The organism is Serratia nevei, from assembly GCF_037948395.1.
Classification (GTDB): Bacteria; Pseudomonadota; Gammaproteobacteria; order Enterobacterales; family Enterobacteriaceae; genus Serratia; species Serratia nevei.
Window position 1 is genome coordinate 64,891 of record NZ_CP149940.1, and the last position, 14,262, is coordinate 79,152.

Here is a 14,262-nt window from a genome sequence, read left to right on the forward strand (position 1 = left end):
GCGGCGATCGCGCTGTGACGCCGCACTCTTCATTTCGCAGTACCAGGAATATACCGTGTTAAATCATTCTGTTAATTCACCTTCTCCACGTCGCTGGTTCAACCCCCTGTTGCTGGCGCTGGTGTTGATCGGCCTGAACATGCGGCCGCTGTTGACCTCGATCGGCCCGTTGCTGCCGACGCTGCGCCAGGCCACCGGACTGAGCTTTGGCGGCGCGGCGCTGCTGACCACGCTGCCGGTGCTGATGATGGGGCTGATGGCGCTGGCGGGCGGCGCCATCAATCGGCTGTTCAGCGAACGCAGCGCCGTGACGTTGAGCCTGCTGGCGATCGGGCTGGGCGCGCTTTGGCGCGAACTGGCCCCCGGCAGCGTGCAACTGTTAATGAGCGCGGTGCTGGGCGGGCTCGGCATCGGGGTGATCCAGGCGGTGATGCCCGGCATCATCAAGCATCACTTCCTTAAAAGCATGGCGCTGGTGGCCGGGCTGTGGTCGGCGGCGCTGATGGGTGGCGGCGGTCTGGGGGCGGCGATCACCCCATGGCTGATGAGTACGGGGCGCGACTGGCACAGCGCGCTGGCCTGGTGGGCGTTGCCGGCCCTGGTGGCGCTGCTGGCCTGGTGGCCGGTCAGCCGCGGGCTGTCTCGCCTGGGCGCGGCGGGAGAACACCGCGGCCCAAGCCTGCTGCGCAACCGGCGCGCCTGGCTGCTCGGTGCCTATTTCGGCCTGATCAACGGCGGTTATACCAGCCTGATCGCCTGGCTGCCACCGTACTACATGCAGCTCGGCTGGCAGCCGCAGGCCAGCGGTTCGCTGCTGGCGCTGATGACCTTCGGCCAGGTGATGGGCGCGCTGCTGCTGCCGGCACTGGCGCGCAATCATGACCGGCGGCCGCTGCTGCTGTTGGCCTTGATGATGCAACTGATCGGCTTTATCGGCCTGATTTACCTGCCGCAAACGCTGCCGTGGCTGTGGGTGCTGGTTTCCGGGCTGGGGCTGGGCGGCGCGTTCCCGCTGTGCCTGGTGCTGGCGCTTGATCACCTGCACCAGCCGGCGGCGGCAGGGCGGCTGGTGGCCTTTATGCAGGGCGTCGGCTTCCTGCTGGCGGGCGTCACGCCTTACCTTTCCGGCCTGCTGCGCGACTACAGCGGCGGCTTCGTGCTGGACTGGCAGATCCACGCGCTGCTGGTGGTGGTGCTGATCGCCATCACCTGGCGCTTCCACCCGCACAGCTATCGGCGGGCGTTCGCCGAATAATATTTCTGTCATTGCCGCTCCCTATAGTGACGTTGCTTTTACTTCTGGGCGATAACAACGAAAAGGAACAATGACATGCACAACACCAAAACCCGGCTGGCGCTGCTGGTCGGCTGCATGGCGCTGAGCGCCAACCTGTGGGCCGAGGCGCAGCCGGTGCAGGCGACGCTGGCGGGGCATGCGCTGCTGCCGGTGAAATCCGCCGTTTCCACACCGAAGGATGCGCCGAGCGATTTGCAGCAGAGCGGCAAATACACCAGCGGCAAACGCGTCACCGAGTTGGGCAGCGTGGCGGGCAAATCCGCCGATCGCCTGACCGGCATCGGCCTGCCGATCGACGGCCAACCGCTGCAGGGCCACTCCGGCATCAAGCACATGCCCGACGGCACCTACTGGGTGCTGACCGACAACGGCTTCGGCAGCAAAGCCAACTCCCCGGACGCCATGCTGTACCTCAACCACTACAAGATCGATTTCAAAGACGGCACGGTTGCGCCGCTGAAGACGGTGTTCCTGCACGATCCGGATAAAAAGGTGCCGTTCCATATCATCAATGAGAGCACCGAGAAGCGCTATCTGACCGGCAGCGATTTCGATCCGGAAAGCTTCCAGTTTGCCGACGATGCCTTGTGGATCGGCGAAGAATTCGGCCCTTACCTGATCAAGGCCGACCTGAACGGCAAAGTGCTGGCGGTGTTCGACACCCTGGTGGACGGCAAGGTAGTGAAATCGCCGGACAACCCGACGCTGACCCTGCCGGGCGCGCCGGACGGCAAGCAGAACTTCCAGGTGGCACGCTCCAAAGGCTTTGAAGGCATGGCCGCCTCGCCGGACGGCAGCAAGCTGTACCCGCTGCTGGAAGGGGCGCTGTGGGACGGCGAGCAGTTCGAGAACGTCGGCGGCAAACGCTATCTGCGGGTGCTGGAGTTCGACGTGAAACAGCAGGCCTGGACCGGTCGCAGCTGGCAGTACGTGCTGGAAGACAACCAGAATGCCATCGGCGACTTCAACATGATCGACGCCACCCACGGGTTGGTGATCGAGCGCGACAACGGCGAAGGCACGCCGGATAAAGCCTGCGCCGCCGGTGCGCCGACCGACAACTGCTTCAGCCAGGTGGCCAAGTTCAAGCGGGTGTATAAAATCGCTTTCTCGGACGCCAACGTTGGCAAACCGGTCGAGAAACTGGGCTATATCGACCTGATGAACATTCAGGATCCGAACAAGCTGGCGCGCAAGCCGCTGAACGACGGCGTGCTGACCTTCCCGTTCTTCACCATCGAGAACGTGGACGTGGTGGACGCCAACCACATCATCGTCGGCAACGACAACAACTTCCCGTTCTCCTCCAGCCGCCAGCCCAATATGGCGGATGACAACGAATTCATCCTGCTGGACGTGAAGGATTTTCTGAAGTAGCTCCCCCCCGGCCGCCGAATCGCCGGCGGCCGCCATTTCCTGCTTAGCGCAGCGAACAAACTGCGCTATAATCAGCGCCTTGCTTCCCTCTTCTCCAAGGAAGATCCTCGTCCCCGGTGGGGCGGCCGGACTTCAAATCCGGTTGGGGCCGCCAGCGGTCCTGGGCAGGTTCGACTCCTGTGATCTTCCGCCACCTTATCGCCAATAACCCCCTTACTCCCTCTGCAAAAAGAACTGCTTGATGGTCTGCCGCAGCCAGCGGTGCGCCGGATCGCGATCCAGGCGCGGATGCCAGGCCTGCACGATAAACACCGACTCCAGCTCGAGCGGCAGCTCGATCTCCGCCAATGGCAGGTGGATGTTGCTCACCCCCTGCAGCACGTGGCGCGGCAGCGGCAGGATGAAGTCCGATTTCATGGTCAGCATCATCGCCGAATGGAAGCCCGGCAGGGTCAGAGCGACGTTGCGCTGCAGGCCGAGATCGCGCAGCGCATCGTCGATCGGCCCCTGCGTGCGCCCGCGGCGAGAAACGCTGATATGCGGGTAATGGGTCAGGGTTTCGGGCGTTACCTGGCCGATGATCGGGTGACCAGGGCGCACTAGCGCCTGAAAGGTGCTGGTGAACAGGCTCTGCGTCTTGATTTCCGGGTGCCAGTCGCGTGAGGAACCGATCACCAGATCCACCTTGCCGCTGCGCAGCGCGTCATCTTCGCCGTCGCTTTCGGCGATAAACTTCAGGCCGCTTAACGGCGCCATGTCCCGCAGCGTCTCCAGCAAGCCGCCCGCCAGCGCGCCGATAAAAATGTCGTTGGCGCGAATGGTGAAGGTTCGGGTCAGCTTGCCGGGCTCGAAGGATTCACTCGGCGCGATCAGCGCGGCGGCCTGCTCGATGATCTCGCCGAGCTGGCGTTTCAACTCCAGCGCGCGCGGCGTCGGCACCAGATGCTTGCCGGCCCTGACCATGATCGGATCGTCGAACTGCCGGCGGATGCGCCCCAGAATGCGGCTCATCGCCGGGGCGCTCAGATTCATCTTCTCGGCGGCGCCGCTCACGCTGCCTTCTTCCAGCAGCAGATTCAGCGCATAGATCAGGTTGAAATCAATTTTTTGCGGCATGGCCTCTCCGGTGGTGGTGCGCTCAATGGATTGCGTTTTGTGCAACTAGTTAATTACATCATTTCATTTTAAACAATCGAAATAAGCCCGGATACTGCCCACGACAACAAAGATTGAGGCTGAAACAGCAGGAGTGGGGAATGGTTGAGGTGTCTGTTACGCCGCACCACAAAAATCGATGGCTCGCCAGCGCCGGCGAAATCAACGGCCGCACCTGGCTGGGGCTGTTCGGCGTGTTTTTGGCGGTGATGGCCAGCGGCGTGGGGGAAAACGCCAGCAAGTTCGCGCTGGCGGATATACAGGGCGGCATGCTGCTGAGCTTCGATGCCGGCAGTTGGCTGACCACCTGTTACGTCACCGGCTTTGTGATCGGTTCCGGGTTCACGCCCTGTTTTTGGCCGACCTTTTCGCTGCGCCGGGTGGCGTTGACGATGTGCGGCATTTACCTGGCCGGTGGGCTGCTGACGCCCTGGCTGGGAGAACAGTATGGCGTGCTGCTGGCGGTGCGCAGCCTGCAGGGCTTCGCCGGCGGCGCGTTGCCGCCGATGCTGATGACGGTGGTGCTGCGTTTTATGCCGCCGCTGATCAAGGTGCTGGGGCTGGGTGCCTACGGCTGGGTCTCGGCCTGGAGCGCCACGCTGGGTGCCACCGCCGCCGCCTTCGCCTTCCACTGGGGCTGGAGCGGGTACTTCTACTGGAACCTGCCGCTGATGGCGATCGCCGCCTTGTGCATCGGCTACGGTCTGCCACAGGATCCGCTGCGGCTGGAGCGCCTGCGGCAGTTCAACTGGCGCGGCCTGCTGCTCGGCGGCGTGGCGCTCGGCATGCTGACGGTGGGCATTTCACAGGGGGAGCGCCTCGACTGGCTGAACTCGCCGCTGATCTACGTTTTATTATTGGGTGGCGGCGGATTATTGGCGTTATTTCTGATTAACGAATGGTACCACCCGCTGCCCTTTTTTAATTTACAGCTATTAAGCAAAAGGAATTTGTCTTTCTCCTTAATTACGCTGGGTGGCGTGCTGTTAATTATGGTGTCGCTGGTTAATATCACGTCGGGATATTTATCCGCGATTCAGGGCTATCGTCAGGAACAAACTTCCGACTTAATGCTGTGGGTCGCATTGCCGCAATTAATTACGCTGCCGATCGTCGCCATAATTTGCAATACGCCGCGGGTGGATTGCCGCTGGGTGCTGGCGATCAGCCTGCTGTTGATGGCCACCGCCTGCGTGCTGGCTGCCCAGCTGACGCCGGAATGGAACGGCGACACGTTTCGCGTTATCGCGCTGTTGCAGGCGGTCGCTCAACCGATGGCGATCATCCCGTTGCTGATGCAGGCGACCGGTGGGCTGTTGCCGACCGACGGGCCGTTTGCGGCGGCCTGGTTCAACGCGGTGAAGGGTTTCGCCGCCACCGCAGCCGGCGGCGCCATCGCGCTGCTCAGCCGGCAGCGCGGGGACTATCACGCCGGCACGATCGCCGACGGTTTTGGCTCGGCCTACAGCCGCGCATCGGGGTCGGCGGAGCAGTTGGCGCAGCTTGCCGCCCGGCAGGGCCACGTGCTGGCCAGCGCCGATCTTTATCTGTTGGTTGCCGGCCTGGCGTTATTACTGACCGCGCTGATTTTATTTATGCCGACCCGTATTTATCCGCCGCGTTCGGTCGCCGCCTGACATTTTATCATCAGAAATAAATATTAAGTGGAGTCACTTTTATGGCTAACAAGAAAGTCGCCGTCGCCGTATTGGCGGTTACCGTCATTACGCTGGGATTATTAATCAATAAGTTTTTTATTAAAGAGACACAGCAGAATACCAACGACGCATATATTCGCGCCGATATCTCGCGTATTTCTCCGCAGATTGCCGGTGAAATTGCGCAGGTGTTGGTCAGGGACAATCAGTGGGTCAAACAGGGGGAGTTGCTGGCGGTGATCGACCCGCGTGAATTCAACGTTGCCCTAGCGCAGGCGACGGCGCAGGAGCAATCGGCCCGCGCCCGGCAGGACGACGCCAGGGCTAACCTCACCCGCCAGAGCGCGCTGATCGCCGCCGCGCTGGCGGAGCGGCAGGCGGCGCAGGCGGAGCTGGCGTTTGCACGCCAGGAGCAGAACCGCTACCAGAGAATGGCCAGCAGCGGCGCGGGTTCGCAGCAGGCGGCGCAGCAGGCGACAACGCGGGTGCACACGCTTTCCGCCAATGTGGCGCAGGCGGAGGCGACGCTCAAAGCGGCGCGAAACATGGAGCAGGTGCTACAAGCCAAGCTGGCGGACAGCGATGCCGAGCTGATGTTGGCGCAGGCGAAGAAAGCGATGGCTGAACTGAACCTGTCTTATACCCGCATCACCGCGCCGATCGGCGGCGTGGTCGGCAAGAAAAGCCTGCGGGTCGGGGAGTTCGTCAAACCGGGCGATGCGCTGCTGGCCATCGTGCCGCAGGACAAGCTGTACATCATCGCCAACTACCAGGAAACCCAGCTGGAAAAAATTGCGCACGGGCAGTCGGTAGACATCCATATCGATACCTTTCCCGGCCAAACGCTGAAAGGGCAGGTGGACAGCATTGCGCCGGCTTCCGGCGTCAGCTTCGCGGCCGTGGCGCCGGAGAACGCCACCGGCAACTTCACCAAGATCGTTCAGCGCATCCCGGTGAAGATTGTGTTTGATATCAATAAAGAGCATGCCGCCTTGCTGAGCGCCCTGCGCGTCGGCATGTCCGCGGACGTCAGCATCAATACGCTGGACGGAGGCGTGCAATGAACAGGGCCGTGATCCCGCTGCTGTTGATTGCGCTGAGCGGCTGCCAGGCGGTAGGGCCGGACTACGCTCGGCCGCAAAACGCGCTGCCCGAGAGCTGGGGTCAGCAGGCCGGCGGCGGGGCGCTGCCGGTGGCCTGGTGGTCGATATTCAACGATGCGTCGCTGACGCAACTGGTGCAGCGCGCGGCGGCCGGCAACCTGGATCTGCAGCTCGCCACGGCGCGCATGCAGCAAAGCCGCGCACTGCTGGGCGTGACCGAGGCGGCGCTGATGCCGGATCTGAGCCTGGACGGCGCCTATCAGCGCCAGCGCGCCACCTCGGTGGGCAGCATGGATCCGTCCGGCAACGGCGGAGAGGCGGATTATAACCTCTGGCGCGGCGGATTCAGCGCCACCTGGGAGTTGGACATGTGGGGCAAGCTGCGTCGCGCATCGGAAAGCGCGCGCGCCGGCTTCGCCGCTTCGCAGGAGAATCGGCGCGCGCTGCTGACGTCGGTGACGGCGGAGGTGGCGAGCGACTATCTGCGTCTGCGCGCCACGCAGCAGCAGCTGGCGGTGGCGCAGGAAAACCGCGCCACGGCGCTGCGCACGCTGCAGCTGACGCAAAGCCGTTATCAAAGCGGCGCGGGCAACGAACTGGATATCGATCAGGCGCAGGTGCAGTTGGCGCAGGTAGATGCCCTGCTGCCGACGCTGTTCGATCGACAGGAACGCTTGATCAACGCCATCAGCCTGCTGTTGGGCGAGCGGCCGGGCGCGCTGAAAGCGATGTTGTCGCCGACGGGGCCGCTGCCGGCGCTGGTGCGCGCGGTGCCGATGGGCGTGCCGTCGGATCTGGCACTGCGCCGGCCGGATATTCGCGAAGCGGCGGAGCGTTTGCATCAGGCGACCGCCGAGATTGGCGTCGCCACCGCCGACTACTATCCGCGCATCACGCTGACCGGCAACGCGGGCTACCAGGCATTGGCGCTGGCGGATATGGGCAGCTGGTCCACGCATACCTTCGCCATCGGCCCCACCCTGTATCTGCCGCTGTTCGACGGGGGGAAAATCACCCAGCGGGTGCGCCTGAGCGAATACCGGCAGCAGGAAATGGCCATCGCCTACCAGCAAACGGTGCTGCGCGCTTGGCATGAGATCGACGACGCGCTTTCCGGTTACCGCGCCCAGCAGCGCCGCCAGACGCACCTGGCCGAGGCGCTGGCCGCCAACCGACACGCGTTTGCGCTGGCGCGCGACAGCTATTTGAACGGCGCCAGCGATTTTATCCACGTTCTGAGCACGCAGCGCGCGCTGCTGGATCTGCAGTCCGCGCAAATTGTTTCACAGGAGGAGACGGCGATCGCCGTGGTGAATATCTATCGAGCGCTGGGCGGCGGCTGGGAACACACCTACCCGTCTGCGGCGCCACAGGAGAAGGCTGATGCACAACACGCTGAATAAGATTGTCGACGAGATGCTGGAAAGGGATACCCGCCGTAAACGCGAGGCCAGGGTGAGCGCCGTGCGGCAAGTCACCGCCCGGATCCGCCGCATCACGTTGAGCGGCGACGATGTGGATAAGTTTATCGCCGACCCGCGCGCGCAGGAGCCGGCCAGTTGGATCAAGGTGTTCTTCCCGTGGCGCGACACGCTGGCCGGGCGGGCCTATACCCTGAGCGGCATCGACAAACTCGCCCGCACCTTCGATATCGATATGGTGCTGCACGGCGAAGGCCCAGCGTCGAACTGGGCGCGCGACGCGATGCCGGGCGACAAGCTGGGGTTCGCCGGCCCTTGCTCCGGCGGCTTCCGGCTGTTGCCGCAAACTCGCTGGCTACTGTTGCTGGGCGATGAGACCGCGCTGCCCGCCATGCGCACTATCCTCGCCTCGCTGTCTACCCCGCTGCCGGTGCTGTGGTTCGCCGAAGTGGGCGATGCGCAGGAGATTCAGGATGTCGATTGCTCCTTTTTGCAGATGAACAGCTGGCAAATACGCACCCGGCATTTCGACAGCGTGATGAACAGCCCGCTGGTGCAGGCCGTCAGCCACTGCGAACTGCCGGCCGGGGAAGGGCAGGTGTGGCTGGCCTGCGAACACCAGGTCGCCGCGTATCTGAAGGCGCGTTTTATCAACGAAATGGGCATCTCCCGCGCCGCCTTGTTTGCCAAAGGTTATTGGAAAAAGGGCGAAGCTAATTTCAAGGGCGCGATGTAACTCGGGCGAATGAGGATGGTTATGATTGAGAGAGTGTTATTGGCGGTGGACTGCTTTGAACACAGCGGCAACGCGCTGGATTTTATGGCGCGTCTGCAAGGCAGCATCGGCGGCGTGATCGTACTGACGGTGGTAGACAATGCCTTCACGCTCAGCCGCAGCGGCCTGCGCTTCGACAGCGACGAGCGCGAAGAATATCCCGCCGCCCAGCGCGAAGAGGCGCTGGCGGAAAAGCAGGTCGGGCAGGTGACGCGGGCGTTGAAACAGATGGGCTTCAACGCCCAGGGCCTGCTGGCTGCGGGGGCGCCCATCGAGGTGATCCCGGACCAGATGGCTTTGTTCAACTGCGATTTGCTGATCATCTCGCACCGCCACCTGTCTTCGTTGGGGCGCTGGCTGAACGCCTCCGTCACGCGCGGCCTGCTGGATGAGATTGGCCAACCGGTCTTGGTGATCCCGCGCTAAGCTATGGGTAAGGGCAGCCGCATGCGGCGGCGCGCGTTCGGCGACGAAGGCCGTACATACCGGAGGTCAACATGCGAAGTCTGGAAGATCAACTTGCCGCTTATGCCGCCTATCACCGCGATGCGCGCAATATTGCCACGCATTTTATCGGCATCCCGCTGATCGTCGTCAGCCTGCTGGCGCTGCTCTCCCGGCCGGCGTGGGACGCGGGATGGCTGCCGTTTTCGCCGGCCTGCGCGGTGGTGCTCGTCGCGGCCTTCTATTACCTGCGGCTAAATCTGCGCCTTGGCGCCATGATGCTGGCGTTGTTGCTGGTGTGCCTCGTGTTCGGCGCCTGGGTGGCGTCGCTGTCGACGGCGGCGTGGTTGAGCGTCGGTATCGGCGGCTTCGTCATCGGCTGGCTGTTTCAGTTTGTCGGGCATTTCTGGGAGGGGAGAAAACCGGCGTTTATGGACGACGTGACGGGCCTGATCATCGGCCCGCTGTTCGTACTGGCGGAAGCCTGCTTCCTGGCCGGCGGGCTGCGCGAACTGCAGCGGAACATCGAAATGCGATCGGGCAAAGTGCGCAGTGGGAGGGCATGAGGTGGGCTTGATTCCTACAGTGACGGACGCTGATGTCCGCCCCCTCCCGCTGCACTTTTAACAAATTTGCAAAAGTCTTTTAGCCTCCCGCCTGCTTATCTTTGTTGTGATCAATGTCATACTTTCGGCATCTTAACTGTTCCCGCGCTTCGGCAGCGGTAAACCGGAGTTGTTGCATGAAAGTGAATTATCCCTTGTTAGCGCTGGCGGTGGGGGCGTTCGGCATCGGCACCACCGAATTCTCTCCCATGGGCTTGCTGCCGACCATCGCCAAAGGGGTGGACGTCTCCATTCCGATGGCCGGCATGTTGATCAGCGCCTACGCCGTCGGCGTGATGGTCGGCGCGCCGCTGATGACGCTGCTGCTGTCGCACCGGGCGCGCAGAAGCGCGCTGATTTTCCTGATGGCGATCTTTACCCTGGGCAACGTGCTGTCGGCCATCGCGCCGGATTACACCACCCTGATGCTGTCGCGCATCATCACCAGCCTGAACCACGGCGCCTTCTTTGGCCTCGGATCGGTGGTGGCCGCCAGCGTGGTGCCGAAAGAGAAACAGGCCAGCGCCGTGGCGACCATGTTTATGGGGCTGACCATCGCCAATATCGGCGGGGTGCCCGCCGCGACCTGGCTGGGTGAAACCATCGGCTGGCGCATGTCGTTCCTGGCGACGGCCGGGCTGGGCGTGATCGCCATGCTGGGGCTGTGGTTCTCGTTGCCGAAAGGCAGCGCCGGCGCGCGCCCTGACGTGAAACGCGAGCTGTCGGTGCTGGTGCGGCCGCAGGTGCTGACCGCGCTGCTGACGACCGTGCTGGGGGCGGGCGCGATGTTCACGCTCTATACCTACATTTCGCCGGTATTGCAGCACATCACCGAGGCGACGCCGCTGTTCGTGACGGTCATGCTGGTGCTGATCGGCGTCGGTTTCTCGATCGGCAACTACCTCGGCGGCAAGTTCGCCGACCGTTCCGAGAGCGCGACGCTGAAGGGCTTCCTGCTGCTGTTGGTGGCCATCATGCTGCTGATCCCGCTGCTGGCGCGCAGTGACATCGGCGCTGCGGTGAGCATGGTGATTTGGGGCGCGGCGACCTTTGCCGTGGTGCCGCCGCTGCAGATGCGCGTGATGCGCGTGGCCAGCGAAGCGCCGGGGCTGTCGTCTTCGGTCAACATCGGCGCTTTCAACCTGGGCAACGCGCTGGGCGCCGCCGCCGGTGGCGCGGTGGTCTCCGCCGGTCTGGGCTACAGCTTCGTGCCGGTGATGGGGGCGATTATCGCCGGGTTGGCGCTGCTGTTGGTGTTGTTCACCAGCCGCACCGCGGCAAAAGTCGTTTACGCCAACGGCTAAGTGACAGCGTGCGGCGGTTTTTTATCCGCCGCACGCCGTTAGCCGCATAAAACATAAACGCTTATCCTCTCCCGCCCCCATTTATCTGTTCGGCATCAACTCTTAGCCGCTATCATTAACCATGTATATACATGGTGGCCGCTTGCACGGCACCTCTGGGATAATGAAAGACCTGCCTAAGGAAAGATCCACATGAGAAATATCTTCTTCTTCGACGCGATGCTGACGCCAAAAATCATCACCGCCGTTTACTGGCTGGCGCTGTTGGGCGTGTTGATCAGCGGCATCGGCATGATGTTCTACGGCGAATTCTTCCGCGGCCTGTTCGGCATCATCGTCGGCGGCGTGTTCGTGCGCGTGGCGTTCGAGATGATCATCATTGCGTTTAAAAATAACGAATATCTGCGCAAGATCGCCGAAAAACCGTAACTATGCCAAAACGCCGGATATTGCCCGGCGTTGTTTTCCTCTCCGGTCTTGGCTATTCGAAGCCGAGCAGGCTGAACGCATCGTCCTGCGGGGCGTAACCCAACAGGCGACGGGTCTCTTCCAGCGATAAACGCGTGTAGCGGTTATTGGAAACCCCGTGCACCACCGCATATTGCACCCCTTCGACACGAATGCAGCGCTCCAGCAGATCGGCGGCGTCGCGATGGCTGAGAAACGCGCTCATATCGCGGGCGCTGAGCCGATCGCCCGGGCTGAGGGTGGTGAAGTTGGCGATGCGCACCGACAGGGCGGAAAGCCCTTCCTGATGGGCGAAGTAGGCGGCGATGCCTTCGCCGAAGGCTTTGCTGGCGCCGTACAGGTTCTTCGGTTTCGGCGCGTCATCCGGGCGGATTTGATAGTCGAGCGGATAGCCTTCCACCGCCTGTGCGCTGCTGGCGAACACCACCCGGCGGCAGCCGGCGTCTTTCGCCGCGCGGAAGATATTGAAGGTGCCGAGAATGTTGTTGTCCATCAACGAGCCGCAGAAGTCGGCGTCGGGGGAGGGATCGGCCGCCAGATGCAACACGGTGTCGATATTGGTGCAGGCCGCGCGGCAGGCGTCGAGATCGGCGATGTTGAAGCTGATGACTTCGTCGCCGGGTTGCAGATCGTTCAGCAGGCTGATGTCGCGTTCCGCCAGGCGCAGCGCGTAGCGATCGCCCATTGCCTGACGAAACGCCGTGGCTACCCGGCCGCCGGCGCCGGTGATCAGAATCCGTCCTACATCAGTACGCAACACCATGATGACTGCCATCCCTACTCTCGATTAAGTGTTGACCAGTAATAATCCCCCGCGTGACTTTTGTCCAGTATTTATATTAGTCATTCTGATGCTTTATGCCGGTAATGGGCACGTTTTGCCGAGCGTTTCGACCAGGAAATTCATCACCGCGCGCACGGCAGCGGTGCGCGCCAAATCGGGATACGTCACCAGCCAAAGCTCGCGCGTTGGCGCGGCATTGGCCGTGGGCAACGGGACCAGATCCGGATCGCCATCGGCGACGAAAGTCGGCAAAACGGCGGCACCCAGCCCTGAACGCGCCGCTTGTTGCAGTGAAAACAGATCGCTGGCCTGAAAGACCACCGGACGCCCCTGCAACAGCTGTTGCAGCCATTGCTGATGCGGCTGCTGTTGGTAGTGATGGTCATAGGCGAGAAAGCGGCGCGCCGCGTCGGGCAGTGCGGCGTGCTCCGGTGCGGCATACAGCGCGTAGCGCATCATGCCGATGCGCTGCGTCAGCAGTTCCGGTTGCTGCGGGCGCACCATGCGCACGGCAATGTCGGCTTCGCCGCGATCCAGCTCGGCGAGCGCCGATTCACCCGACAGCGTGACGACGATCTGTGGAAAAGCCTGGTTAAATGCGGCAATGCGCGGCGCGAGAATATGCGCGGCGATCGACGGCGGCGCACTGATGCGCACGGCGGCCTGGGGCGTTGCGCCGGCGCTGCGCGCATGGCGGGCAATAGCCTGGCTTTGCGCCTCGAGCTCCGCCGCCAGCCCGGCGATGGCCTGCCCGTCCTGGGTCAACGGTGTGCTGCGCGGATGGCGCACGATCAAACGCAGGCCGAGCGCCTGTTCCAGCGCCGCTACGCGTCGCCCGACGGTGGCGTGATCGCAACCCAGCTCCCGCGCTGCCGCCGACAACGAACCGGTGCGCGCCAGCGCCACGAAGTGTTTTAAATCCTGCCAGTCAAACATCGGTGAATTCCTGCACATTAATGATGCGATTTTCGGGAATATTCACACGAATAACGGCGTGATTCAATGTGTGAACGTTTCCTTTTAAATTGAATTATTCAATTAGGTTTTCTTATGGATTTGCAATTGCAGCAACGCACGGCATTGGTCACGGGCGCCAGCGAAGGGATCGGTGCCGGCATGGTCAGGGTATTGGCCGCTCAAGGTGTCAAGGTAGTGGCCACCGCACGACGCGGTGACCGGCTGCAGGCCTTGGCGGATGAGGTGGAACGGCAAGGGGCGGTGCGTCCGCAGGTGATCGTTGCAGACGTGACCGACCCTGAGGCGATAGCCCGTTTGGCGGCGCAGGCACTGCGCCAGGTGGGGACAGTTGATATCCTGATCAACGCGGTAGGTGCGTTTCACCCCACGACGCTGAACGACAGCGATCGCAGCTGGGATGACGCTTTCGCTTTGAACTTCACGCCGGCCCGCAGATTGACTCAGGCGCTGTTGCCGGCCATGCAGGCGCAAGGCTGGGGCCGGGTGATCAACATCAGCGGATCGATGGAGCCGCGCAGCCTGAGCGCCGCCAGCGCCGCCAAGGGCGCATTGCATCTGTGGGCCAAAGGATTGGCCAGCGACGTGGCTGCGCAGGGGATTACCGTCAATACGCTGCAACCCGGACGTATCAACAGTGAACAGATCCGTGAGCGCTTATACGCTTGCGATGAAGCGCGCCAGGCGTTCATTGCGCAACATATCCCGATCGGCTACTTCGGCGAACCGGAAGACATGGCCTATCTGGCGGCGTTTCTTTGCTCCCCGCTCGCGCGATATATCACCGGCGCGGTGATCCCGGTAGATGGCGGCATGCATTATTTCGCGCATTGAGGCCGTTTTGCCCCCGCGATCACAGTTCGGCAATTTGCCGGCGCAAAGGCTTGCCTCGGCAA

14 protein-coding genes and 1 tRNA gene are annotated in these 14,262 nt (G+C 62.6%); 12 read left to right on the plus strand and 3 right to left on the minus strand.

All coding sequences use genetic code 11. The annotated features are described in order from the left end of the window. The first annotated feature begins 139 nt into the window (after positions 1-139). The 3 genes from V8N38_RS00305 (at position 140) to V8N38_RS00315 (ending at position 2,867) form a co-directional block, all read left to right on the plus strand. On the plus strand, positions 140-1,255 hold the full coding sequence (locus tag V8N38_RS00305) for a cyanate transporter (RefSeq protein WP_309531289.1): 1,116 nt from the start codon (positions 140-142) through the stop codon (positions 1,253-1,255). Between the two features lie 75 nt (positions 1,256-1,330). Beyond that, on the plus strand, positions 1,331-2,674 hold the full coding sequence (locus V8N38_RS00310) for an esterase-like activity of phytase family protein (protein WP_147840575.1): 1,344 nt from the start codon (positions 1,331-1,333) through the stop codon (positions 2,672-2,674). Positions 2,675-2,772: 98 nt separating this feature from the next. Beyond that, positions 2,773-2,867, plus strand: a tRNA-Sec gene (locus tag V8N38_RS00315). A 20-nt stretch (positions 2,868-2,887) separates the two neighbouring features. Here V8N38_RS00315 and V8N38_RS00320 read toward each other — a convergent pair. Continuing rightward, on the minus strand, positions 2,888-3,790 hold the full coding sequence (locus tag V8N38_RS00320; protein WP_060424403.1) for a LysR family transcriptional regulator: 903 nt from the start codon (positions 3,788-3,790) through the stop codon (positions 2,888-2,890). A 140-nt stretch (positions 3,791-3,930) separates the two neighbouring features. Between V8N38_RS00320 and V8N38_RS00325 the strand changes: the two genes are divergently transcribed. From V8N38_RS00325 to V8N38_RS00360, 8 genes are all read left to right on the plus strand, one after another. Further along, positions 3,931-5,466 carry an MFS transporter gene (locus tag V8N38_RS00325; protein WP_147840574.1) on the plus strand — a complete coding sequence of 512 codons (1,536 nt, stop codon included), beginning with the start codon at positions 3,931-3,933 and terminating at the stop codon, positions 5,464-5,466. Between the two features lie 41 nt (positions 5,467-5,507). Further along, positions 5,508-6,551, plus strand: coding sequence for an HlyD family secretion protein (locus V8N38_RS00330; RefSeq protein ID WP_147840573.1), 1,044 nt, complete (start codon positions 5,508-5,510; stop codon positions 6,549-6,551). Beyond that, complete coding sequence (locus V8N38_RS00335; protein ID WP_060441233.1) at positions 6,548-7,993, plus strand: efflux transporter outer membrane subunit; 1,446 nt, start codon at positions 6,548-6,550, stop codon at positions 7,991-7,993. The genes V8N38_RS00330 and V8N38_RS00335 overlap by 4 nt, the downstream gene beginning before the upstream one ends. After that, entirely contained in the window at positions 7,974-8,747 is a 774-nt protein-coding gene (locus V8N38_RS00340; protein ID WP_060423466.1) for a siderophore-interacting protein, read from the plus strand. Before V8N38_RS00335 ends, V8N38_RS00340 begins: the two co-directional genes overlap by 20 nt. A gap of 21 nt (positions 8,748-8,768) precedes the next feature. Then, positions 8,769-9,212, plus strand: a complete 444-nt coding sequence (locus tag V8N38_RS00345) for a universal stress protein (RefSeq protein WP_060423462.1) — start codon at positions 8,769-8,771, stop codon at positions 9,210-9,212. A gap of 71 nt (positions 9,213-9,283) precedes the next feature. Beyond that, complete coding sequence (locus V8N38_RS00350; RefSeq protein WP_147840572.1) at positions 9,284-9,796, plus strand: DUF962 domain-containing protein; 513 nt, start codon at positions 9,284-9,286, stop codon at positions 9,794-9,796. A gap of 176 nt (positions 9,797-9,972) precedes the next feature. Then, the gene (locus V8N38_RS00355) at positions 9,973-11,139 is read left to right on the plus strand and encodes an MFS transporter (RefSeq protein ID WP_039568202.1); all 1,167 of its coding nucleotides are present in this window, start codon (positions 9,973-9,975) and stop codon (positions 11,137-11,139) included. Positions 11,140-11,331: 192 nt separating this feature from the next. Further along, entirely contained in the window at positions 11,332-11,568 is a 237-nt protein-coding gene (locus tag V8N38_RS00360; protein ID WP_019452598.1) for a DUF4282 domain-containing protein, read from the plus strand. Positions 11,569-11,620: 52 nt separating this feature from the next. On the opposite strand, the gene V8N38_RS00365 is transcribed toward V8N38_RS00360, so the two are convergent. Both V8N38_RS00365 and V8N38_RS00370 read right to left on the minus strand, forming a co-directional pair. Then, complete coding sequence (locus V8N38_RS00365) at positions 11,621-12,370, minus strand: NAD-dependent epimerase/dehydratase family protein (RefSeq protein WP_060441230.1); 750 nt, start codon at positions 12,368-12,370, stop codon at positions 11,621-11,623. 93 nt (positions 12,371-12,463) lie between these two features. Continuing rightward, the gene (locus V8N38_RS00370) at positions 12,464-13,327 is read right to left on the minus strand and encodes a LysR family transcriptional regulator (RefSeq protein ID WP_147840571.1); all 864 of its coding nucleotides are present in this window, start codon (positions 13,325-13,327) and stop codon (positions 12,464-12,466) included. A 114-nt stretch (positions 13,328-13,441) separates the two neighbouring features. On the opposite strand from V8N38_RS00370, the gene V8N38_RS00375 reads away from it, so the two are divergent. Beyond that, positions 13,442-14,200 (plus strand): SDR family NAD(P)-dependent oxidoreductase, encoded by a 759-nt coding sequence (locus tag V8N38_RS00375; RefSeq protein WP_147840570.1) that lies wholly within the window; start codon positions 13,442-13,444, stop codon positions 14,198-14,200. The last annotated feature ends 62 nt before the right edge of the window (positions 14,201-14,262 follow it).